The sequence below is a fragment of the Janthinobacterium sp. PSPC3-1 genome, assembly GCF_049896105.1.
Classification (GTDB): domain Bacteria; phylum Pseudomonadota; class Gammaproteobacteria; order Burkholderiales; family Burkholderiaceae_D; genus Janthinobacterium.
Window position 1 is genome coordinate 196,498 of the sequence record NZ_JAFCTQ010000007.1, and the last position, 21,042, is coordinate 217,539.

General features: G+C 60.3%; 18 protein-coding genes. 14 read left to right on the forward strand and 4 right to left on the reverse strand.

Annotated elements, in window-relative coordinates; genetic code table 11:
- Nucleotides 1-11 precede the first annotated feature (11 nt).
- Entirely contained in the window at nt 12-905 is an 894-nt protein-coding gene (galU, locus tag ACP7B7_RS10540) for a UTP--glucose-1-phosphate uridylyltransferase GalU (RefSeq protein WP_308920490.1), read from the forward strand.
- Nucleotides 902-1,438, forward strand: coding sequence for a peptide deformylase (def, locus tag ACP7B7_RS10545; protein WP_308920491.1), 537 nt, complete (start codon nt 902-904; stop codon nt 1,436-1,438). The genes galU and def overlap by 4 nt, the downstream gene beginning before the upstream one ends.
- Before the next feature lie 56 nt (nt 1,439-1,494).
- Here def and ACP7B7_RS10550 read toward each other — a convergent pair whose 3' ends face one another.
- From ACP7B7_RS10550 to map, 4 genes are all read right to left on the reverse strand, one after another.
- Complete coding sequence (locus ACP7B7_RS10550; RefSeq protein ID WP_426076649.1) at nt 1,495-2,259, reverse strand: flagellar brake protein; 765 nt, start codon at nt 2,257-2,259, stop codon at nt 1,495-1,497.
- A gap of 107 nt (nt 2,260-2,366) precedes the next feature.
- A complete protein-coding gene (locus tag ACP7B7_RS10555) occupies nt 2,367-3,116 on the reverse strand; it encodes a pseudouridine synthase (protein WP_308920493.1) in 750 nt (249 codons plus the stop codon).
- A 39-nt stretch (nt 3,117-3,155) separates the two neighbouring features.
- Nucleotides 3,156-5,723, reverse strand: coding sequence for a [protein-PII] uridylyltransferase (locus ACP7B7_RS10560; protein ID WP_426076650.1), 2,568 nt, complete (start codon nt 5,721-5,723; stop codon nt 3,156-3,158).
- 39 nt (nt 5,724-5,762) lie between these two features.
- Complete coding sequence (gene map, locus ACP7B7_RS10565; RefSeq protein ID WP_308920495.1) at nt 5,763-6,575, reverse strand: type I methionyl aminopeptidase; 813 nt, start codon at nt 6,573-6,575, stop codon at nt 5,763-5,765.
- Here map and ACP7B7_RS10570 point away from each other — a divergent pair.
- The 12 genes from ACP7B7_RS10570 (at nt 6,574) to ACP7B7_RS10625 (ending at nt 21,038) form a co-directional block, all read left to right on the forward strand.
- Entirely contained in the window at nt 6,574-6,930 is a 357-nt protein-coding gene (locus tag ACP7B7_RS10570; protein WP_426076651.1) for a hypothetical protein, read from the forward strand. The genes map and ACP7B7_RS10570 overlap by 2 nt on opposite strands.
- Before the next feature lie 266 nt (nt 6,931-7,196).
- Nucleotides 7,197-10,094 (forward strand): TonB-dependent receptor domain-containing protein, encoded by a 2,898-nt coding sequence (locus tag ACP7B7_RS10575; RefSeq protein ID WP_426076652.1) that lies wholly within the window; start codon nt 7,197-7,199, stop codon nt 10,092-10,094.
- A gap of 275 nt (nt 10,095-10,369) precedes the next feature.
- Entirely contained in the window at nt 10,370-11,122 is a 753-nt protein-coding gene (gene rpsB, locus ACP7B7_RS10580; protein WP_086145236.1) for a 30S ribosomal protein S2, read from the forward strand.
- A 156-nt stretch (nt 11,123-11,278) separates the two neighbouring features.
- On the forward strand, nt 11,279-12,190 hold the full coding sequence (tsf, locus tag ACP7B7_RS10585) for a translation elongation factor Ts (RefSeq protein ID WP_426076653.1): 912 nt from the start codon (nt 11,279-11,281) through the stop codon (nt 12,188-12,190).
- Nucleotides 12,191-12,339: 149 nt separating this feature from the next.
- On the forward strand, nt 12,340-13,056 hold the full coding sequence (pyrH, locus tag ACP7B7_RS10590) for a UMP kinase (protein WP_308920498.1): 717 nt from the start codon (nt 12,340-12,342) through the stop codon (nt 13,054-13,056).
- A gap of 176 nt (nt 13,057-13,232) precedes the next feature.
- Nucleotides 13,233-13,793, forward strand: coding sequence for a ribosome recycling factor (frr, locus tag ACP7B7_RS10595; RefSeq protein ID WP_065305957.1), 561 nt, complete (start codon nt 13,233-13,235; stop codon nt 13,791-13,793).
- 99 nt (nt 13,794-13,892) lie between these two features.
- Nucleotides 13,893-14,660, forward strand: coding sequence for a polyprenyl diphosphate synthase (gene uppS, locus ACP7B7_RS10600; protein ID WP_426076654.1), 768 nt, complete (start codon nt 13,893-13,895; stop codon nt 14,658-14,660).
- Complete coding sequence (locus ACP7B7_RS10605) at nt 14,660-15,496, forward strand: phosphatidate cytidylyltransferase (protein WP_426076655.1); 837 nt, start codon at nt 14,660-14,662, stop codon at nt 15,494-15,496. Before uppS ends, ACP7B7_RS10605 begins: the two co-directional genes overlap by 1 nt.
- Nucleotides 15,497-15,509: 13 nt before the next feature.
- A complete protein-coding gene (gene ispC, locus ACP7B7_RS10610; protein WP_426076656.1) occupies nt 15,510-16,694 on the forward strand; it encodes a 1-deoxy-D-xylulose-5-phosphate reductoisomerase in 1,185 nt (394 codons plus the stop codon).
- On the forward strand, nt 16,691-18,052 hold the full coding sequence (rseP, locus tag ACP7B7_RS10615; protein WP_426076657.1) for an RIP metalloprotease RseP: 1,362 nt from the start codon (nt 16,691-16,693) through the stop codon (nt 18,050-18,052). Before ispC ends, rseP begins: the two co-directional genes overlap by 4 nt.
- Before the next feature lie 81 nt (nt 18,053-18,133).
- A complete protein-coding gene (gene bamA / locus ACP7B7_RS10620; protein ID WP_308920504.1) occupies nt 18,134-20,470 on the forward strand; it encodes an outer membrane protein assembly factor BamA in 2,337 nt (778 codons plus the stop codon).
- 49 nt (nt 20,471-20,519) lie between these two features.
- Entirely contained in the window at nt 20,520-21,038 is a 519-nt protein-coding gene (locus ACP7B7_RS10625) for an OmpH family outer membrane protein (protein WP_308920505.1), read from the forward strand.
- Nucleotides 21,039-21,042: the final 4 nt, after the last annotated feature.

Here is a 21,042-nt window from a genome sequence, read left to right on the forward strand (position 1 = left end):
TGCGAAGACCCATGAAAAAAATCAGAAAAGCAGTTTTCCCCGTCGCGGGCCTCGGCAGCCGCTTTTTGCCTGCCACCAAGGCGCAACCGAAAGAAATGTTGCCCATCGTTGACAAGCCGCTGATCCAGTATGCGGTCGAAGAGGCGGTTGCGGCCGGCATCACGGAAATGATCTTCATTACCGGCCGTAACAAGCGCGCCATCGAAGACCATTTCGATACGGCTTATGAGCTGGAAACGGAACTGGAAGCGGCCGGCAAGCGCCAGTTGCTGGACATGGTGCAGAACGTGATACCGAAGCATATCAACTGTATTTATATCCGCCAGTCGGCGCCGTTGGGGCTCGGCCACGCCGTGCTGTGCGCGCGTCCGGTGGTCGGCGACGAGCCGTTCGCGGTCTTGCTGGCCGATGACTTCATGGACGTGGAAGAGGGCGTACGGCCGGTGCTGGCGCAAATGGCCGACGTCTATCAGTATGAAAACTGTTCGCTGCTGGCGGTGCAGGATGTGCCGCGCGCCGATACGCGCCAGTACGGCATCGTTTCGGCGCGCCATTACCAGCCCGATCTGGAACTGGTGTCGGGTATCGTGGAAAAACCGACCCCGGAAGAAGCGCCTTCGACCCTGGCCGTGGTGGGGCGCTATGTGCTCAGCAGCAGCATCTTTGATCACCTGGAAAAAATCGGCGCCGGCGCCGGTGGCGAGATCCAGCTGACCGACGGCATCGCCGCCCTGATGCGCGAAGAGCGCGTGCTGGCTTACCGCTACAAGGGCCAGCGCTATGACTGCGGCTCCAAGCTGGGTTACCTGAAGGCCACCATGGCGATGGGGCTCAAGCATCCTGAAACCGGTGCCTCCTTCCGCGCTTACCTCGACGAATTGAACGCGCCCGTGGAACCGAAATGACCGTACGTGAAATTCTGAAAATGGGCGACCCGCGCTTGCTGCGGATGGCCGAGCCGGTGCGCGACTTCGACACGCCCGAGCTGCACGCCCTGATCGCCGACATGTTCGACACCATGCACGCCGCCAATGGCGCGGGCCTGGCGGCGCCGCAGATCGGCGTCAACCTGCAGCTGGTGATCTATGGCTTCAAGCAGAATCTGCGCTATCCCGATGCGCCGCAGGTGCCGGAAACGGTGCTGATCAATCCCGTGCTGACGCCCTTGTCGGAGCGCAAGGAAGAGGGCTTCGAAGGCTGTCTGTCGGTGCCAGGCCTGCGGGGCAGCGTGCCGCGCTGGAGCGAGCTGCACTATGAAGGCGTGGACCAGTTCGGCAAAGCCATCAGCCGCGACTGCGACGGTTTCCATGCGCGGGTGGTGCAGCATGAAGTCGACCATCTGCATGGCATTTTGTATCCGATGCGGATTGTTGATTTCACGCAGTTCGGGTACACGGAAGTGATGTTTCCCGAACTCGATCCGAACGACGACGATTGATCTCAGGATAGAAAAATGGCCGCTGAAAGCGGCCATTCTTGTCTCTGCAGCCGGTGTCAGCGCACCTTGCGCCCGCTGCCCATGGCATCGAGCAAGGCCACCACTTCGTCGCGCATCGCGTCCGTCAGGTTCAGGAAGCGGCAGCCGATCTGTACCTGTTCGCCCAGCAAAAACGAGCGGAAGGTGCGCGAGAGGCGGATTTCCAGGTCGGCGATCATGACCTTGTTCGGCCCCAATTCCAGGCGCACGCGCGACAGCTTGCGGCCCACGTACAGGCCGACCGTGTCGCGCGGATGGGCGCGCATGCCGATGCCGCCGGCCGAGAAGTCATACAGCTGCAGTTCATACGGCCGGCCTTCAAGCACGAAGGCCGCCAGGTAGTAGACACCGAGCGGTGTTTCCAGGCGCGCCGATTCGCGCCGTTCCAGCACCAGGCAATGGCTGGGGAAATTAGTCAGGTAGACGTTGGGCCGCTCGGGATAGGCTTCCCATTCGCCATTGATGGTGAATTGCAGCTTGGCGCTTTGCACCCACGACACAAAGGTGGCGCTGCCGTCCGGCAGTGTCTGCCCCTCGTTCAACTCCAGCACGAATTGCGGCAGGTCGTCGTCGACCGACAGCACGCGTGCCATGATGGCGTCGTCGCTGCCGTTGGCATACACGGAAATGGCATCGCCATTGTCGGCCAGGCTGCACAGGGTTTCACCGATATCCCACGGGTCGCTCATGTGGTGCGGCTTGGTGCCTGGCGCCATCGGTTCGGCGACATCGGCCAGGCTGGGCGCACCTTTGCGCAGGGGATTGGGAATGGGATCGTTCACAACGGCTATCTCTTAGGTTCTATTGGGCAACAGTGTATAGGCTTACGGCAATATTTACTAAGTAAATATTGCACTTGTCGATAACACCATGCTTGCCGGGGGGCTGCTTAAAACTGCTCGTCGGCGCTCAGGTAGCGCCACTGGCCGGTGGGCAGGTCGCCCAGCTTGACCTTGCCGATGCGCACGCGCTTGAGGCCCAGCACTTTCAGGCCGACCAGTTCGCACATGCGGCGGATCTGGCGTTTCTTGCCTTCGCGCAGGGTAAAGCTCAGCTGGTCGTCATTTTGCCAGCGCACCTTGGCCGGCAGCAAAGGCTTGCCGTCGAGCCACAGGCCGTGGTTCAGCCGTTTCAGTTCGCTGTCAGGCAGCTTGTCGCCCTTGGTATATTGCACCCGCACCAGATATTCCTTGTCGACATCGGTATCGTGGCCGATCAGCTGCTTGGCCACGCGGCCGTCCTGGGTCAGCACCAGCAAGCCGACCGAGTCGATGTCGAGCCGGCCCGCCGCCACCAGGCTGCGCAACTGGGTCGGGTGGAACTGTTCCGGGCTGCGGTCTTCAGCCCAGCGGTTCTCGGCCTTGATCAGGGCCACGGCCGGCGTGTAGCCGTCTTCGGCCTGGCCGCTGACATAGCCGACCGGCTTGTTGATCAGCACGGTCACGCGCTTGGACTGCTCGGCGGCCGCCTGGCGTTCGACGGTGATGCGCTGGCTGGGAAACACCTTGCTGCCCAGTTCGGACACCACCTTGCCGTCCACGCGCACCCAGCCGCGGGCGATCCATTCATCGGCTTCGCGGCGGGAGGACAAGCCCAGTTCGGACATGCGTTTGGACAGGCGTAATAATTCTTCGGTCATGGTCTTTGTTTCGGTAAAGGTAAAGCGACGCGCACAGGTTTACACTTTCAGCGCATCGAGTAAATCGGTTTCCAGCAAGATCTGGTTACGGGCATTGTTCAGCGCCGGGCCATCGACCAGGAACACATCTTCGACCCGCTCGCCGAGGGTCATGATCTTGGCCGTGTGCAGGTTGACGCGGTATTTGGTCAGCACATTGGCGATCGAATACAGCAGGCCCGTGCGGTCGTTGGCGGCCACCGACAGCAGGTAGTACTGGCCCCGTTCGTCGGGCCGCAAATCGACCGTCGGCTGGAACGGAAAGGTGCGCGACAGGCGCGACAGCCTTCCCTTGCCGGGCGGCGGCAGCGGCGCCTGCGACAGCAGCAGTTCGCCCAGTTCATGCTCGATCAGGCTGATGATGTCGCGGTAGCTCTTGGCAAAACTCTGCTCCGTCACGAGGAAAGTGTCGAGCGCATAGCCGTTCTTCGTCGTATGGATCTTGGCGTCGAGAATGCTGAAGTTCTTGCGGTCGAAATAGCTGCAGATGCGCGCGAACAAGTCGGGCTGGTCGGGCACATACACGGCCACCTGCAGGCCTTCGCCGATCGGCGCGAGGCGGCATTTTACCACCGGCAGTTTGCTGTCGAGCTTGTCGTACAGCGAACGCGTCTGCCAGGCGATGTCGGACGCGTCGTGGCGCAAAAAATACGCCACGTCGAGCTGCTGCCAGAGTTTCTTGTGCGCGTCCGGCGGCAGGCCGTACAGGCGCAGGGTCGACAGCGCTTCCTGCTGGCGGTTCTTCAGTTCGCGGTCGGCCGAATGCGGCTCGCCCCCCAGCACGCGCAGGGTGACCTTGTACAGGTCTTCCAGCAGCTTGCCCTTCCAGGCGTTCCACACTTTCGGGCTGGTGCCGCGGATGTCGGCCACCGTCAGCAGGTACAGCGCCGTCAGGTGGCGCTCGTCCCTGACCACCTTGGCGAACGCTTCGATCACGTCGGGGTCGGACAAATCCTGCTTTTGCGCCACTTGCGACATGCTCAAATGGTTTTCCACCAGGAAGGCCACCAGTTCCGTGTCTTCCGCCGACATGCCGTGTTCTTCGCAGAACTGGGTGGCGTCGGCCACACCCAGCTTCGAGTGATCGCCGCCGCGGCCCTTGGCGATATCGTGGAACAGGGCCGCCACGTACAGCAGCCAGGGCTGCGAAAAATCGGCCATCAGCTGGCTGCAATACGGGTATTCGTGCGCATGTTCGCTCATCGTGAAGCGGCGCATGTTGCGCACCACCATCAGGATATGCTGGTCGACCGTGTACACATGGAACAGGTCATGCTGCATCTGGCCGACGATGCGGCGAAAGTTCGGCAGGTAGCGCCCTAAAATGCTCATCTCGTTCATGCGCCGCAGCGCATGGATGATGCCCACCGGCGCTTTCATGATGCGCAGGAACAGGGCGCGGTTGGCCGGGTCATGGCGGAATTGCGCGTCGATCTTGAAGCGGGCGTGCCACAGCGCGCGGGTGGCGCGCGAGGTCATGCCCTTCAGGGCCGGGCGTTCCGTCATCAGGACAAAGATTTCCAGCATCGCCGACGGATAGCGTTCGAAGGTGTCGTCGGCGCTGATGTCGATCAGGCTGTTGACTTCATTGAAACGGGGATTGATGGCGACGGCCACGTCGTCTTGCGGGAACAGCCGCGCCTCTATGTTCTGCAGCAAGATGGTATTGAGTTGCGTGACCGTCTTGGCGGCCCAGTAATAGCGCTGCATCAGGAATTCGCTGGCGCGGCGCATGTGCGGACCGCTGCCGGTCGCCTGCAAGCCCAGCGATTCGGCGATCGCCGTCTGCACGTCGAACACCAGGCGGTCTTCGCGCCGCCCCGCGTGCAGGTGCAGGCGCACGCGGATATCCTTGAAGGCGCGCTCCTTTTCCATCAGCTGGCGCGCTTCCGTCAGCGTGATCAGCCCGCTGGTGGCCAGGGTGCGCCAGGAATTGGCCAGGCCGGCCGCCTTGGCGACCCACAAGATCACTTGCAAATCGCGCAGGCCACCCGGGCTTTCCTTGCAATTGGGCTCCAGGCTGAAGGCCGTGTCTTCGTACTTGGCGTGGCGCTGGCGCATTTCCGCCGTCTTGGCCTGGAAAAACGCCTGCGGGTCCATCGCCGCCGCATAGCGGTCCTGCAGTTGCGTGAACAGCGTCTCGTTGCCGCACACCAGGCGCGCTTCGAGCAGGCTGGTCTGCACCGTGATGTCGGCCCTGGCTTCGCTCAGGCACTCGTCGACCGTGCGGATGCTGTGGCCGATTTCCAGTCCCAGGTCCCACAGCAGCTGCACCAGCTCTTCCAGCTTTTCCGTGGTGGGCGCATCGGGCGCGTGTCCGAGCAGGATCAGCAGGTCGATGTCGGAATACGGAAACAGTTCGCCGCGGCCGTAGCCGCCCACGCCGACCAGCGCCGTGCCGGGCGGCAGGGCCGCTTCTTCCCAGGCGCGCGCCAGCACGCCGTCGACGCTCTGGCGCAGGTTGCGCAGCAGTTTTTCAGGCTTGCCGTCGGCCTGGAAGGCGGCGATGACGACCTGGCGGTCGGCTTTCAGTTGCTGCTTGAGCTCTTCGCGTACATGCTTTTTCATCGGTGCCCTGGGGTGACTGCTGCGGCTGCGGGTTGAAAATCAGGCTTTTTGCTGGATAAAGGCCGGTGGCGGCGGCATCTGCGGCGACACGGTCAGGATTTCGTAGCCGGTTTCCGTCACCAGCACCGTGTGTTCCCATTGCGCCGACAGGCTGCGGTCGCGGGTCTTGATGGTCCAGCCGTCGTTCATTTCGCGGATTTCGCGGCGGCCGGCATTGATCATCGGTTCGACCGTGAAGATCATGCCCGCTTCCAGGCGTTCCAGCGTGCCCGGCTTGCCGTAGTGCAGGACCTGCGGCTCTTCATGGAACACCGTGCCGATGCCGTGGCCGCAAAATTCGCGCACCACGCTGTAGCCGGCTTTTTCCGCGTGCTGCTGGATCGCATGGCCGATATCGCCCAGGTGCGCACCCGGCTTGATCTGGTCGATTCCCAGCCACATGCATTCATAGGTGATTTCCGCCAGGCGCTTGGCGAGGATGGTCGGCGTGCCGAGCAGGAACATGCGGCTGTTGTCGCCGTGGTAGCCATCCTTGATGACGGTGATGTCGAGGTTGACCGAGTCGCCGCTTTTGAGCACCTTGTCGCCGGGAATGCCGTGGCATATCACGTCGTTGACGGAGGTGCAAATGGCCTTCGGATAGGGCGTGTAGCCGGGCGGGCAGTAATTGAGCGGAGCCGGGATGGTGCCCTGCACATTGACCATGTATTCATGGCACAGGCGGTCCAGTTCGCCGGTGGTGACGCCGACCTTGACGAATGGCGTGATGTAGTCGAGCACTTCGGCGCCCAGTTTGCCGGCGACGCGCATGCCTTCGATGTCGGCGGCGGAATTGATACGGATGGTGGACATGATGGGAATCGCAATCTGCAAGATATTCGGTGAAAAAGCGCAGAACAGTCCTGTCGGACAAAAAAATCTGCAAATATGCCGAAATTATAAACGAGGCGGTAGCGATGCGCGGCGGCGCTTTCAGAGTGGGAAAGGCGCGGGTGGCGAAATGCGCCAGATTGGTGCGCCAGGAAAAACAGGGAAACGAAATAAACCGTTTTTTTCTGCGCAATCGGCCGTGTTTTTTGCGGCCGGCACTGGCGTGGCCGGTATTTGCAGAGTTTTAACACCGAATGCACCGGAAAAGCGCATTGCGCCATGCGGCGGCGAGGCCATTGCACCGAAGAATGGCACGCCTTTCTGCATTGAAGAATAACAACGTTCTTTTGGTATGGAAATCGAAATATTTCACCGTGAAGAAAGTGTTGTTTCTTTGTTGAATTTAGTTTTGTACAACATTGACAACGCCACTTTTAAAATGGTTTGATGTGGTCATGTCCAGGGCAATCCAGCTGGCTCGCTTACAAAGCGAACAACGGTCAGGCACATGGCCGGCAGTATTGATTCGATAAGACATTAAACATACCTATGTTTACAAGAGCCTGACTAAATCAGTCGGTAAAATATCAAACCGGAGAAATTATGCATCAACGCACCAAGATTGCCGTCGCAGTGGCAATGGCATTGCATTCGCTGACAGCTTTTGCTCAGGCGCAAGCCGAAGCGGAAGCGCCGCAGCGTGTAGAGGTTACTGGCTCGCGCATTCGCCAGGTTGACCTGGAAACGGCTCAGCCCGTGCAAAAGATTACTGCCCAGCAGATTCAGGCTACCGGCCTGATTACCGTTGGCGATATCTTGAATCAGATGACGTCGGCCGGCACGCCTGCTTTCAGCAAAGGCGCTGTGCTGACCTCGAATCGCGAACAAGGCGGCCAATACATCGACATGCGCAACCTGGGTGCCAATCGCCTGCTGGTGCTGGTCAATGGCAAGCGCTGGACGCAATCGGTTGATGGTTACACGGACATGTCGACCGTGCCTGCATCGATGATCGAACGCATTGACGTCCTGAAAGATGGTGCTTCGTCGATCTACGGATCCGACGCTATCGCAGGCGTAGTCAACATCATCCTGAAAAAACGCCTTGAAGGCGGCGCCGTCAGTGTCTACAAAGGCGCCAACGAAAAAGGTGACGGCAAGACCAGCGATTACTCGCTGTCGTATGGCGCTAATGGCGAAAAAGCCTCGATGATGTTTGGTATTTCGCACAGCCAGACCGATCCGGTATGGGCCAGCAAGCGCGACATCACTTCGCAAAGCTACGGCACGGGCGATTTCTTCGGCGCCGGTTTCGGTACCGGCCCTTGGGGTCGTATCACGCCAATTAACGCGCTGGGTGTCACCAATCCTGCCGGTTTCAATCGGTATCTGAATCACACCGGCTCGTATGACGGCAGCGGCGTAGGAGCAGATTCCCGTAATCCGGCCAATTACCACGCCTATACCGGCGCGGAAGCCGATACGTACAACTCGACGCAGCAGATGATGTTTGCTGCGCCAACCAAGCTGACTACGCTGTTCACCAAAGGCACGATCGAATTGCCGATGGATATGCGCTTTACTACCACGGCCATGTACTCGGAGCGCAGCTCGGTAAGTCAGGTCGCCGGTTATCCGTTGAACAGCGCATCGCAACCGAACTACCGCGTCTATATCGACAAGGACAGCTACTACAATCCGTACGGCAATCAAGTTGCAGGCGCCGGCTTGGGTCAGGACCTGTTCTTTGCCCGCCGCATGGTCGAAGTGCCGCGTGTCACCGACAATAGCAACCAGACCTTGCATGTCGATGCCACCCTGGAAGGTGAATTCAACCTGCGCGGCCTGCCATGGAGCTGGAGCGCCGGCTACAACCACAGCTCGCTGAAGGGCACGACCACAGGTACCGGCAACCTGAATTTGCTGAACCTGAAAAAAGCGCTGGGTCCATCGTTCCTGAACGCGAGTGGTGTGGTGCAGTGCGGCACGGCTGCCAATCCAATCTCGCTCAACCAATGTACGCCATTCAACATCCTCGGTGGCCCATCGGCATCGACACCTGAAGCACTGAAGTATGTGATGTCGAACGGTCAGGGCACTTACGGCAGCACGATCAACAGCGCTACTGCGGATATCTCGGGCGAGCTGTTCAGCTTGCCAGCAGGTCCGCTGGGTATCGCCGGCGGTGTGGAGCGTCGCGAGGTGCGCGGTTATGATCGTCCTGGTCAATTCGAACAATCGGGCTTCTCGACTGATCTGGCAGCCAATACCACCCAAGGTGATTACAGCGTCAAGGAAGTATATCTGGAAGCGGATATTCCGTTGCTGAAAGACAAGCCACTCGCCAAGTACCTGTCGCTGAATCTGGCATCGCGTTATTCGGACTATAGCAATTTCGGCAGCACGACCAACAGCAAGGCCAGCGTGATGTGGAAACCGATCAGCGACCTGCTGGTACGCGGCACCATCGCCGAGGGCTTCCGTGCCCCGGCACTGGGCGATACCTTCGGTGCTGGCGGCCAGTCGTTTGACTCCTACCTCGATCCATGCGACAGCCGCTGGGGCCTGGCGGCGCGTGATACAGCAGTGGCAGCGCGTTGTGCGGCAAATGGTGTCCCTGCCGGTTATCGCCAGCTGAACCAAAGCAGCGTCGCCGTCGGTGGCAGCGGTGCGCAGTCGGCTGTTCCGTTCAATGGTGGTGTCGGTAACGACAGCCTGACGCCTGAAACGGCAAAAACGAAAACGCTGGGCTTTGTTTATAACCCATCGTTTGTGCCTGGTCTGTCGGCCAGCCTGGACTGGTTCAAGATCAATGTGAAAAACCAGATCTCGGGCTGGACAGCGGCGGAAGTCATCGGCAACTGCGTGGTCGATAATCTGTCGCAATATTGCGGCGACTACACACGCGACGCCAGTGGCGCCGTTACCAGTCTGAATCGCGGCACCATCAACAAAGGTGAGCTGTCGACCGAAGGTTTTGATATCGGCCTGGGCTACCGCCTGCCGCGTACAGCCTACGGTAGCTTCAATATCCGTACCGAATCGACGATCCTGCGCTCGTTCAAGGACAAGGCATCGTCGAATGCCGAATGGCAGGAATATGCGGGCGAATTTACCTATGCCCGCCTGAAGTCGAACGTCAGCCTGGACTGGGCGCTGGGCAACTGGGCAGCGACCCTGACCGGCCGCTATACCAGTGGCGTCAAGGATCTGTGCCTGGATTCCGAAATCCAGTGCTCGAATCCTGATGATCAGGGCGTCAGCTACGATGGCGGCGGTTACAACAAGCGTGGTTCGACCACTTACTTCGACCTGAGCGTAGCCTACAAAACGCCTTGGAAAGGTGAGATCGTGGTTGGTTCGAACAACCTGTTCGACCGTGCACCACGCCTGATGTACGCAGCGACCAGCCTGGGTGTCGGTACCTCGTCGTCGTCGGCAGTGGATCCTAACTCGCCGATCGACCGCAGCGTCTACGTTCGCTACAACCAGTCGTTCTGATGCCACGCTCCGCAAGGAGCCTGACATGACAGTTTGAGCAAAGCCCGCCAGGTTCGCCCGGCGGGCTTTTTTCATGGGGCGTTCCATTTGCACGGCGCCCTTGATGTGCGGGGCATTTCAGTGTAAAATCCCGGGTTGCTTGAATTCTCTTTCTGGCAATGCAACAAGCGGCCTGCAGCTGGGCTGACTTTAATTTATATAAACAAGCGAATCCGGTCGACAAGGGTGCCTGTATGGTGACTGATCGGATTCCAGACCCAACCCTGGAGTTAATAATGTCCGTAACAATGCGCGAAATGCTGGAAGCCGGTGTCCACTTTGGTCACCAAACCCGTTTTTGGAATCCAAAAATGGCACCGTTCATCTTCGGTCATCGCAACAAGATCCACATCATCAACCTGGAAAAAACCATGGCGATGTACCAGGACGCAATGAAGCACGTGCGTCAACTGGCTGCAAACCGTGGCACCATCCTGATGGTCGGCACCAAGCGTCAAGCCCGTGAAATCATCGCTGCTGAAGCACAACGCGCTGGCGTGCCTTTCGTTGATCAACGCTGGTTGGGCGGCATGCTGACCAACTTCAAGACGATCAAGACCTCGATCAAGCGCCTGAAGGACATGGAAGCGATGGTTGAAGACGGTTCGATCGAAAAGCTGTCGAAAAAAGAAGCGCTGATGTTCTCGCGCGAAATGATCAAGCTGCAAAAATCGATCGGCGGCATCAAGGACATGGGCGGCGTTCCTGACGCAATCTTCGTCGTTGACGTTGGCTACCATAAAGGCGCGATCACCGAAGCCGCAAAACTGGGCATCCCGGTCATCGGCGTGGTCGATACCAACCACTCGCCAGAAGGCGTGAACTTCGTTATCCCAGGTAACGATGACTCCTCGAAAGCCATCATGTTGTACGCTCGCGGTGTTGCTGATGCAATCATCGAAGGCCGTGCAGCTGCCGGTAACGAAGTGGTTGAAATGGTTAAAGCCGCTGCTGGCGACGAATTCGTCGAAGTCAACGAACAGGCTTGATGCCAAGCTACCCTCGGGTAGCGGTTTGTAAAGCTCAGCAGTAATGGAAAAGGGGTGGCAGCAGCTCCCCCTTTTTTTTAACAAAAAACGATGGTGGCAGGCGCCGGGACGCAAGTTCGCGCCACTGCCGTCGACTCACCGAATCAGGAGAAACACATGGCAGCGATTACAGCAGCGATGGTAGGCGAATTGCGCGGCAAGACCGACGCACCAATGATGGAATGCAAAAAAGCACTGACCGAAGCCGAAGGCGACATGGCCCGTGCGGAAGAGATCCTGCGCGTCAAGCTGGGCGGCAAGGCATCGAAAGCATCGGCACGCATCACCGCCGAAGGCGTAGTGGCAACCTACATCGCCAACGGCGTGGGCGCCCTGGTTGAAGTGAACTCGGAAACCGACTTCGTTGCGAAAAACGACGACTTCCTGGCGCTGGCAAACAATGCCGCCCGTCTGGTCGCTGAAAACAACCCGGCTGACGTCGCTGCCCTGCTGGCCCTGCCACTCGATGGCAAGACCCTGGACGAAGTGCGCGCTGCCCTGATCGGCAAAATCGGCGAAAACATGACCATCCGCCGCTTCCAGCGTTTCGAAACCAGCGCCAAGCTGGCTTCCTACCTGCACGGCTCGCGCATTGGCGTGATCGTCGAATTCGACGGCGCCGATGAGCAAGTGGGCAAGGATGTGGCGATGCACATCGCTGCGATGAAACCGGTATCGCTGTCGTCCGAGCAAGTTCCTGCGGAACTGATCGAAAAAGAGCGTTCGGTTGCAAAACTGAAAGCCGAAGAAGATGCAGCCAAAGCGGCCGCCGAAGGCAAGGCAGCGCAATCGCCGGAAATCCTGGCCAAGCGCCTGGAAGGCTCGGTACAGAAGTACCTGAAAGAAGTATCGCTGCTGAACCAGGCTTTCGTGAAAAACGACAAGCTGTCGGTTGAGCAAATGCTGAAAGCCGCTGACACCAGCGTCAAGGCATTCGCCATGTACGTGGTCGGCGAGGGCATCGAGAAGAAGCAGGACGACTTCGCAGCAGAAGTCGCAGCACAGATGGCTGCCTCCCAGGGAGCGTAAGTAAAGCGGGCCGAGAGGCCCGTTTTTTTGGCCCGCCCGCAGCAGAGCATGCCGGGCGGCGGCATGGGCAGCTGCCTCCCGCCTATCCGGCGCTGCAGGGCGCTGTGCCATGTCATACTCGAATAACCTCATTTATGGAGCCCCAGCTCATGTCAAAACCAGCCTACAAACGTGTCCTTCTGAAGTTGTCCGGTGAATCCCTGATGGGTGATGATCCCTACGGCATCAATCGCGCCACGATCGAGCGCACGGTGGCCGATGTGGCCGAGGTGGCCAAGTTGGGCGTGGAACTGGCAATCGTGATTGGCGGCGGCAATATCTTCCGCGGCGTCGCACCGGGTGCGCAAGGCATGGACCGGGCCACCGCTGACTACATGGGCATGCTGGCCACCGTGATGAACGCACTGGCGCTGGCCGATGCCATGCGCCACGTCGGCATCACCGCGCGCGTCATGTCCGCCATCGGCATCGAGCAGGTGGTCGAGCCGTACGTGCGCCCGAAAGCGCTGCAATACCTGGAAGAGGGCAAGGTCGTGGTGTTCGCCGCCGGTACCGGCAACCCGTTCTTCACCACCGACACGGCCGCGGCCCTGCGCGGTGCCGAGATGAGCGCCGAGATCGTCCTGAAGGCAACCAAGGTGGACGGTGTCTACACGGCCGATCCGCAGAAGGATCCGAACGCCACGCTGTACCACACGATCAGCTTCGACGACGCCATCTCCAAGCACCTGCAAGTGATGGACGCCACCGCCTTCGCCCTGTGCCGCGACCAGAAGCTGCCAATTAAAGTTTTCTCGATCACGAAACCAGGCGCACTGATGCGCGTCATCATGGGCGAGGACGAAGGAACTCTGGTTCACGTATAAGGGAAACGGAGCGCCGAGAAACCGCCCATGGCTGCGTTGCAGCGCCTCGCCGTACAATTCGTACTGTCTTCGGCGCCGCGCCTTGCCCTGAACGGTTTTCGACACTCCCGGCTGCGCGAGCATCTATACCGCAAGCGCAATAGAATATTCATTATTATCAAGACAAGGAGTAGGTAATGTCCTTAGCTGACGTTAAAAAGAACACCCAGGAACGCATGACGAAGTCGCTGGAAACACTGAAGGCCGACCTGGCCAAGGTGCGTACCGGCCGCGCCCACACGGGTATCCTGGATCACGTGATGGTCGATTACTACGGTTCGCCGACGGCGCTGACCCAGGTTGCCAACGTGACCCTGGTCGACGCGCGCACCATCGGCGTGCAGCCGTATGAAAAGAAAATGGCCAACACCATCGAAAAAGCCATTCGTGACGCCGACCTGGGCCTCAATCCTTCGGCACAGGGCGATATGATCCGTGTCCCGACGCCGCCGCTGACGGAAGAGCGCCGCAAGGAAATGGTCAAGCTGGTCAAGAGCGAAGCGGAAGACGCGAAGATTGCCGTGCGCAATATTCGCCGCGATGCCAATGAATCGCTGAAAAAACTGGTCAAGGACAAGGCTTGCTCCGAAGACGACGAGCGCCGTTCGTCCGATGAAGTGCAGAAACTGACGGACAAATTTATCGCCGACATCGACAAGATGGTCGTCGACAAAGAAAAAGAAGTGCTGACCGTCTAGTTTTTCAGGTAAGCCCACACTGCCCGGGACGGCTGCGCTATCCCGGGCAGTGCCATTTGGCGCATAATAGCGATCTTTTCATTTGGTATTATTGTTTTCATGATCTATTCGAGTTCGACAACGGCGGTACCGGACGTGGGCTGCGTGCCGCGCCATCTGGCAATCATTATGGATGGCAATGGTCGTTGGGCAACCAAGCGCTTCCTGCCGCGCGTGGCTGGCCACGTCAAGGGCGCGGACGCCGTGCGCAACGTGGTCGAGGCATGCCTGGACCGTGGGGTCGAATACCTGACGCTGTTTGCCTTCAGCTCGGAAAACTGGCGCCGTCCCGAAGAAGAAGTGTCGATGCTGATGCGCTTGTTCGTCACCATGCTCGAACGGGAAGTGGTACGCATGCACGCCAACGATATCCGCCTGAAGGTGGTGGGCGACATGTCGCGCTTCAATACGCAACTGCAGGAACTGGTGGCCAACGCCGAACGCAAGACGGCCGGCAACACGCGCCTGACCGTGACCATCTGCGCCAACTATGGCGGCCGCTGGGACATCATGCAGGCAGTCAACAAGATGACAGCCGAGTCCGCCGACAATGGCCTGCCTGCCGGGCATGCTTATACGGAAGAGGAACTGGCGCCGCACCTGGCCATGGCCTATGCTCCCGAGCCCGACCTGTTCATCCGCACCGGCGGCGAGCAGCGCATTTCCAATTTCCTGCTGTGGCAACTGGCGTACACTGAGTTGTTTTTCACTGAAACCTTCTGGCCGGACTTCAATGTCGACAGCCTCGACGCGGCAATCGCGTCTTACCAGCAGCGCGAACGGCGCTTTGGCCGTACCAGCGCGCAACTAACCGAAAAGACAAACTGATGCTGAAAACACGGATAATCACCGCCCTGGTCTTGTTGGCGGTCTTGCTGCCGGTTCTGTATCTGAATTATTTCCCCGCCTTCGCCGTGATCGCCACGGCGTTCTTCGGCGCTGCCGTCTGGGAAAGCTTCCGCATTTTCAAAAATCGCCAGGCGCTGCTGATCGCCGCCGTCTGGACGGCCGCCTTTGCCTACACCTTCTTCTTCAGCAATGGCATGGCCCAGCTCAATTTCTGGTACGCGCTGTGCGTGGCCATCTGGCTGATCCGTTTCGTGCCCTCTCTGGCGACCGGCCTGCCGCCGCTCGAAGGCCTGGGCAACACCTTGCTCAGCCTGGTGTATGCGGTGACCATCGTCGGCTGCTTTGTCGCCATCGTGGCCTTGTTCAAGCTCCATAGTCCGCTGTACCTGCTGTCGGTGATGGCGCTGGTGTGGATCGCCGATATCGGCGCGTACTTCTCCGGCAAGGCCTTCGGCAAGCGCAAGCTGGCGCCCAGCATCTCGCCAGGCAAGTCCTGGGAAGGCGCGATCGGCGGCGGCATCGCCGTACTGGTGATCGCCGCCATCACCATCCTTGCCGCGCCATCGGCGCCGTGGCTGCAGGATACCTTCGCGGTGCAGCTGCAATTGCGCCGCGGCTGGCCGATGGCCTTGCTGGTGCTGCTGGTGCTGGTGGCAGCGAGCATCGTCGGTGACCTGTTCGAATCCCAGCTCAAGCGCCGCGCCGGCATCAAGGACAGCAGCAACCTGCTGCCTGGCCATGGCGGCGTGCTCGATCGTATCGATGCGCTGATCCCCGTCTTGCCATTTGCGGCCCTGGTAGGCAGCTGGCTATAAGGAATTACTCTCAATGCAATACATCACCATACTTGGGGCGACCGGTTCGATCGGCGTCTCCACGCTGGACGTGCTCGCCCGTCATCCCGAACAGTACAGCGTGTATGCGCTGTCGGCCCACGGCAAGGTAGCCGAACTGGCTGCGCAGTGTGTGCGGTTTCGCCCCCAGCGCGCCGTGGTCGGCACGCCGGAGGCGGCGCAGGAGCTGCGCCGCCTGCTGGCTGAAGCGGGCGTCGCTACCGAGGTGGACCACGGCGTCGAGGCGCTGTGCGCGATTGCCAGCGCACCGCAGGTGGCCAGCGTGATGGCGGCCATCGTCGGCGCGGCCGGCCTGGCGCCGACCCTGGCGGCGGCCCGCGCCGGCAAGAAGGTCTTATTGGCCAACAAGGAGGCGCTGGTGATGTCGGGCCAGCTGTTCATGGATGCGGTGCAGGAAAACGGCGCCGTATTGCTGCCGATCGACAGCGAGCACAATGCCATTTTCCAGTGCCTGCCGCACAACTACGGCCGCGTGCCGCAGGCGGCCGGCGTGGCGAAGATCGTGCTGACCGCGTCCGGTGGCCCGTTCCTGACGCGTGACGTCGAGTCGCTCGGCAGCGTGACGCCGGACCAGGCGTGCGCGCATCCGAAATGGGTGATGGGACGCAAGATTTCGGTCGATTCGGCCACCATGATGAACAAGGGCCTGGAAGTGATCGAGGCGCACTGGCTGTTCGGCGCGCCGGCCGACCGGATCGAGGTGCTGATCCACCCGCAAAGCGTGATCCATTCGATGGTCTCGTATGTCGACGGTTCGGTGCTGGCGCAATTGGGCAACCCTGACATGCGCACGCCGATCGCCAATGCGCTGGCCTGGCCCGAGCGCATCGCTTCCGGCGTGGCGCAGCTGGACCTGGCGCAGGTGGCGACCTTGCAGTTCGAGCGGGCCGACATGCTGCGCTTTCCCTGTCTGCAGCTGGCCTACGACGCGCTGCGCGCGGGCGGCACCGCGCCGGCCCTGCTGAACGCCGCCAATGAAGTGGCGGTGCAAGCCTTCCTCGACCTGCGCATCGGTTTCCGCCAGATCGACAAGGTGGTGGCGCACGTGATCGAGACTGTGCCGCACGGCGCCGCATCCAGCATCGACACGGTGCTGGAGCAGGACCGCCTGGCGCGCGCCTGCGCCCAGGCCTACATTGCCGGCAGGCTGGCGGCATGACGCTGATCACGACGCTGCTGGCGTTTGTTGTCGCACTCGGCTCGCTGGTCACCTTGCACGAGTTGGGGCACTACCTGGTGGCGCGCCTGTGCGGCGTGAAAGTGCTGCGTTTTTCGGTCGGCATGGGCAAAGTCGTGTATTCGCGCAAGTTCGGCAAGGACCAGACTGAATGGGCGATCTCCGCGCTGCCCCTGGGCGGCTACGTGAAAATGCTCGACAGCCGCGACCCCGATACGGGCGTGCTGACGCAGGGCGACATGGCGCGCGAATTCACGCGCCAGAGCGTATGGCGCCGCATGGCCATCATCGCCGCCGGCCCGCTGGCCAACTTCCTGGTCGCCATCGTGCTGTACGCGGGCTTGTTCATGCATGGCATCGAAGAGCCGTCGAGCAAGATCGGCGTCGTCGCCGAGCAGAGCACCGCCTATCTCGCGGGCCTGCGCACCGGTGATACGGTACACTCCGTCAATGGCAAGGACGTGGCCAGCTGGAGCGAATTGCGCTGGGAACTGATGCAGGCCGCGCTCGACAAGGAGGCCGCGCGCATCGAAGTGCGCCGCCCCGACCGTGGCGTGCAGGAAGCCACCATACAGGCGTCGGTGCTGGCCGGGCTGGACCTGGAAGGCGATGTGCTGGGCAAGCTTGGCCTGGTGCTGGCGCGTCCGGCACCGGTGTTGGGCAAAATCATGCCGGGCGGCGCCGCCGAACGGGCCGGCTTGCAGCCGGGTGACCTGATACTCGCCATCGACGACAAGCCGATGACGGACGGTATCGCCGTGATCGAAACGCTGATGCGGTCGCCTGGCAAGACCTTGCAAGTGCTGCTGCGCCGCCATGGCCAGGACCTCACGGTGCCGGTCACGCCGGAAGGCGAGGCGGGCAAGGGCGCCCAGGCAGCTGTAACAGTTGGTAAGATCAAGGCCGAGATCGCTTTGACGCCGGATATGATCGTCGTCGCCTCCGGGCCGTTTCAAGCTGTCGGCAAGGGCGCCGTGAAGGTCTGGGATACCAGCATCATGAGCTTGAAAATGCTCGGCAAGATGGTCACCGGCGAGGTCTCGCTGAAGAACGTGACGGGGCCGATCACCATCGCCGACTATGCGGGCCAGACGGCGCGCATCGGCCTGGTGAGCTACCTGAGCTTCATCGCCTTCATCAGTATCAGTCTGGGCGTGATGAATTTGCTACCCATTCCTGTTCTGGATGGCGGGCATTTGCTGTATTATTCGCTGGAAGTTTTGACCGGACGCCCCTTGCCGGAACGCGTAGGCGAGATTGCCCAGCGCCTGGGGCTCGGTCTGTTGCTGACCTTGATGGTGCTTGCCGTCTTTAATGATGTGCTGCGGCTGCTCAACTAATGCCACTGTTCCTGCCATTGCGTGAGTCGCACAAGCAATCTTTTGTGTATGTTGTCCACTGATTTATCCATTGATTAGCCAATGAAATTACATTCTGCTCGTATTGCCTTGCCTTCCTTTCGCCGCAGCCTGATCGGCGCCGCCGTCCTGGCACTCTGCTCCGGCCATGCGCTCGCTGTCGCTCCGTTCGTTGTCAAGGACATCCGGGTCGAAGGGATCCAGCGCACCGAAGCGGGCACCGTCTTTGCATACCTGCCGGTCAAAGTCGGCGAAACCTTCACCGACGAGAAAAGTATCGCCGCCATCAAGGCGCTGTACGCCACGAGCATGTTCAAAGATGTGCGCCTGGAAGCCGACGGCGATGTGCTGGTGGTGCTGGTCGAGGAGCGTCCGGCGATTGCGGCGGTGGAGTTCACGGGCACCAAGGAATTTGAAAAAGACGTGCTGGTCAAGGCATTGAAGGAAATCGGCGTCGGCGAGGCGAAGATTTTCGACAAGGCCTCGGTCGACCGCGCCGAACAGGAACTCAAGCGCCAGTATCTGTCGCACGGCCTGTATGGCGTGAAGATCACCACCACCGTCACGCCGATCGAGCGCAACCGCGTCAACGTGGTGTTCGCCGTCGACGAGGGCGACGTGGCCCGCATCAAGCAGATCAATATCGTCGGCAACAAGGCTTTCAGCGACAAGGAACTGCGCGAACAGCTGGCCCTGAACACGGGCGGCTGGTTCAGCTGGTACACCAAGGCCGACCAATATTCGAAGACCAAGCTGACCGGCGACATCGAGTCGCTCAAGTCCTACTACCTGGACCGCGGCTATATCGAGATGCAGGTCGATTCGACGCAGGTGTCGATCACGCCCGATAAAAAAGACATCTACCTGACCATCAATATTACCGAAGGCGAGAAGTACACGGTCACCGGCAGCAAGTTCGAAGGCGAGATGTTCGGCCGCGAAGAAGAACTGAAAGCGCTGAACCTGATGCGCGAAGGCCAGATCTATTCGGGCGCGCGCCTGACGGCCACCAACAAGCGCATCCAGGACCGCCTGGCCACCTTCGGCTACGCGTTTGCCAACGTCAACGCCAATCCGGAAATCAACCGCGACAAGCATGAAGTGGGCTTCACCTTCTTCATCGATCCGGGCAAGCGCGTCTACGTGCGCCACATGAATATCGCCGGCAATACCACCACCCGCGACGAAGTGATCCGCCGCGAATTCCGCCAGTTCGAATCGTCCTGGTACGACAGCAACAAGATCAAGCTGTCGCGTGACCGTGTCGACCGCCTCGGCTACTTCAAGGACGTGACCATCGATACGCCGGAAGCGCAGGGCACGTCCGACCAGGTCGACGTCAACGTGACGGTGGTGGAAAAACCGACCGGTAACTTCCTGATCGGCGGCGCGTTCTCGCAATCGGAAAAATTCACCCTGTCGGCATCGATTTCGCAGGCCAACTTTGCCGGTAGCGGCAACACGGTCGGCATCGAACTCAATACCAGTCATTACAGCCGCACCATCGCGTTCTCGCAGACCAATCCGTACTACACGGATGACGGCATTTCGCGCAGCTTCGAAATCTACCTGCGCACCACCGAACCGCCGGCGCTGAACATCGGCAGCTACAAGATCAAGCAGACCGGTGGCCGCGTCAGCTACGGCGTGCCGTTCTCGGAAGTCGACACCATCTTCTTCGGTATCGGCGCCGAGCGCTCGCAGATCGAAACCGACTCGACCAGCCCGCTGCGCTTCCGTCAGTATGTGATCGACAATGGCGGCCCGTCGGACGGCATCGGTTCGGCTACCACCAACTCGATCCCGCTGACGGCGGCCTGGCAGCGCGACAGCCGCGACAGCGCCCTGACGCCGTCGATCGGCCGCTACCAGCGCGTCAACCTGGAGGCCGACCTGATCGGCGACCAGAAATACTTCCGCGCCATTTACGAACACCAGTATTTCCGTCCGCTGTTCAGCAAGGTCACGCTGGCACTGAAGGGCGAGCTCGATTACGGCCACGGCATCGGCAACCACGTGTACCCGGTCTTCAAGAACTTCTACGGCGGCGGCATCGGTTCGGTGCGCGGCTACCTGAGCTCGTCGCTGGGTGCGGTCGAACCGAGCACCAACGATGCCGTGGGCGGTGCCTCGCGCCTGATCGCCAACGCCGAATTGCAGATGCCATTCCCCGGTTCGGGCAATGACCGCAGCTTGCGCTGGTTCGGTTTCCTTGACGGCGGGCAGGTTTACCAGGAAGGCGAAAAGATGCGCATCTCGCAATTGCGCTATTCTGCCGGTCTGGGGATCAGCTGGATTTCACCGGTCGGCCCGCTCAAGCTGAGCTACGCCAAGCCGTTGAATGCCAAGCCGACCGACCGCCTGGAGCGTTTCCAGTTCCAGATGGGTACCGGTTTCTGACCGGCATCCGCATGGGGCGCCAGCTTACACATTTTGACCATGGAGTATCATGAATACCGCATCCGCCACCCTGCCCAAGTCTCTTGCCGCAATCGCATTGTGCTGGAGTTCGCTGTTGCCGGTGCACGCACTGGCCCAGGAATCGAAGATCGCCTGGATCAGCAGCGAACGTATTTATAACGAGTCGAAACTGGCGAAACTGGCCAGCGCCAAGCTGGCCGAAGAGTTCCGCTCGCGCGAAAAAGCGGTGCAGGAGCTGGGCGCCCGCTTCAAGGTGGCCAATGAAGCGCTCGAGCGCGACATGCCGACCCTGAGCGAGGCCGACCGAGCCAAGCGCCAGCGCGAATTTTTCGAGCTGGACAAGGAGCTGCAGCGCCGCCAGCGCGAGTTCCGCGAGGACCTGAACCAGCGCACCAACGAAGAGCGCAGCGCCATCGCGGAAAAAGCCAATACCATCATCCAGCAGATGGCGCATGTCGAAGGCTATGACATCGTGCTGCAGGAAGCCCTGTGGGCCAGCCCGCGCATTGACATTACCGACAAGGTACTCAAGGCGCTGGACAAATAATAGA

Excerpts from the sequence above, each read along its gene's own strand:
- pyrH (WP_308920498.1), top strand. The coding sequence starts at position 12,340 with ATGTCAAAACCAGCCTACAAACGTGTCCTTCTGAAGTTGTCCGGTGAA.
- frr (WP_065305957.1), top strand. The coding sequence starts at position 13,233 with ATGTCCTTAGCTGACGTTAAAAAGAACACCCAGGAACGCATGACGAAG.
- tsf (WP_426076653.1), top strand. The coding sequence starts at position 11,279 with ATGGCAGCGATTACAGCAGCGATGGTAGGCGAATTGCGCGGCAAGACC.
- map (WP_308920495.1), bottom strand. The coding sequence starts at position 6,575 with ATGTCCACCATCCGTATCAATTCCGCCGCCGACATCGAAGGCATGCGC.
- uppS (WP_426076654.1), top strand. The coding sequence starts at position 13,893 with ATGATCTATTCGAGTTCGACAACGGCGGTACCGGACGTGGGCTGCGTG.
- ACP7B7_RS10575 (WP_426076652.1), top strand. The coding sequence starts at position 7,197 with ATGCATCAACGCACCAAGATTGCCGTCGCAGTGGCAATGGCATTGCAT.
- rseP (WP_426076657.1), top strand. The coding sequence starts at position 16,691 with ATGACGCTGATCACGACGCTGCTGGCGTTTGTTGTCGCACTCGGCTCG.
- ACP7B7_RS10625 (WP_308920505.1), top strand. The coding sequence starts at position 20,520 with ATGAATACCGCATCCGCCACCCTGCCCAAGTCTCTTGCCGCAATCGCA.
- ispC (WP_426076656.1), top strand. The coding sequence starts at position 15,510 with ATGCAATACATCACCATACTTGGGGCGACCGGTTCGATCGGCGTCTCC.
- rpsB (WP_086145236.1), top strand. The coding sequence starts at position 10,370 with ATGTCCGTAACAATGCGCGAAATGCTGGAAGCCGGTGTCCACTTTGGT.
- galU (WP_308920490.1), top strand. The coding sequence starts at position 12 with ATGAAAAAAATCAGAAAAGCAGTTTTCCCCGTCGCGGGCCTCGGCAGC.
- bamA (WP_308920504.1), top strand. The coding sequence starts at position 18,134 with ATGAAATTACATTCTGCTCGTATTGCCTTGCCTTCCTTTCGCCGCAGC.
- ACP7B7_RS10570 (WP_426076651.1), top strand. The coding sequence starts at position 6,574 with ATGATGGGAATCGCAATCTGCAAGATATTCGGTGAAAAAGCGCAGAAC.
- ACP7B7_RS10560 (WP_426076650.1), bottom strand. The coding sequence starts at position 5,723 with ATGAAAAAGCATGTACGCGAAGAGCTCAAGCAGCAACTGAAAGCCGAC.
- def (WP_308920491.1), top strand. The coding sequence starts at position 902 with ATGACCGTACGTGAAATTCTGAAAATGGGCGACCCGCGCTTGCTGCGG.
- ACP7B7_RS10555 (WP_308920493.1), bottom strand. The coding sequence starts at position 3,116 with ATGACCGAAGAATTATTACGCCTGTCCAAACGCATGTCCGAACTGGGC.
- ACP7B7_RS10605 (WP_426076655.1), top strand. The coding sequence starts at position 14,660 with ATGCTGAAAACACGGATAATCACCGCCCTGGTCTTGTTGGCGGTCTTG.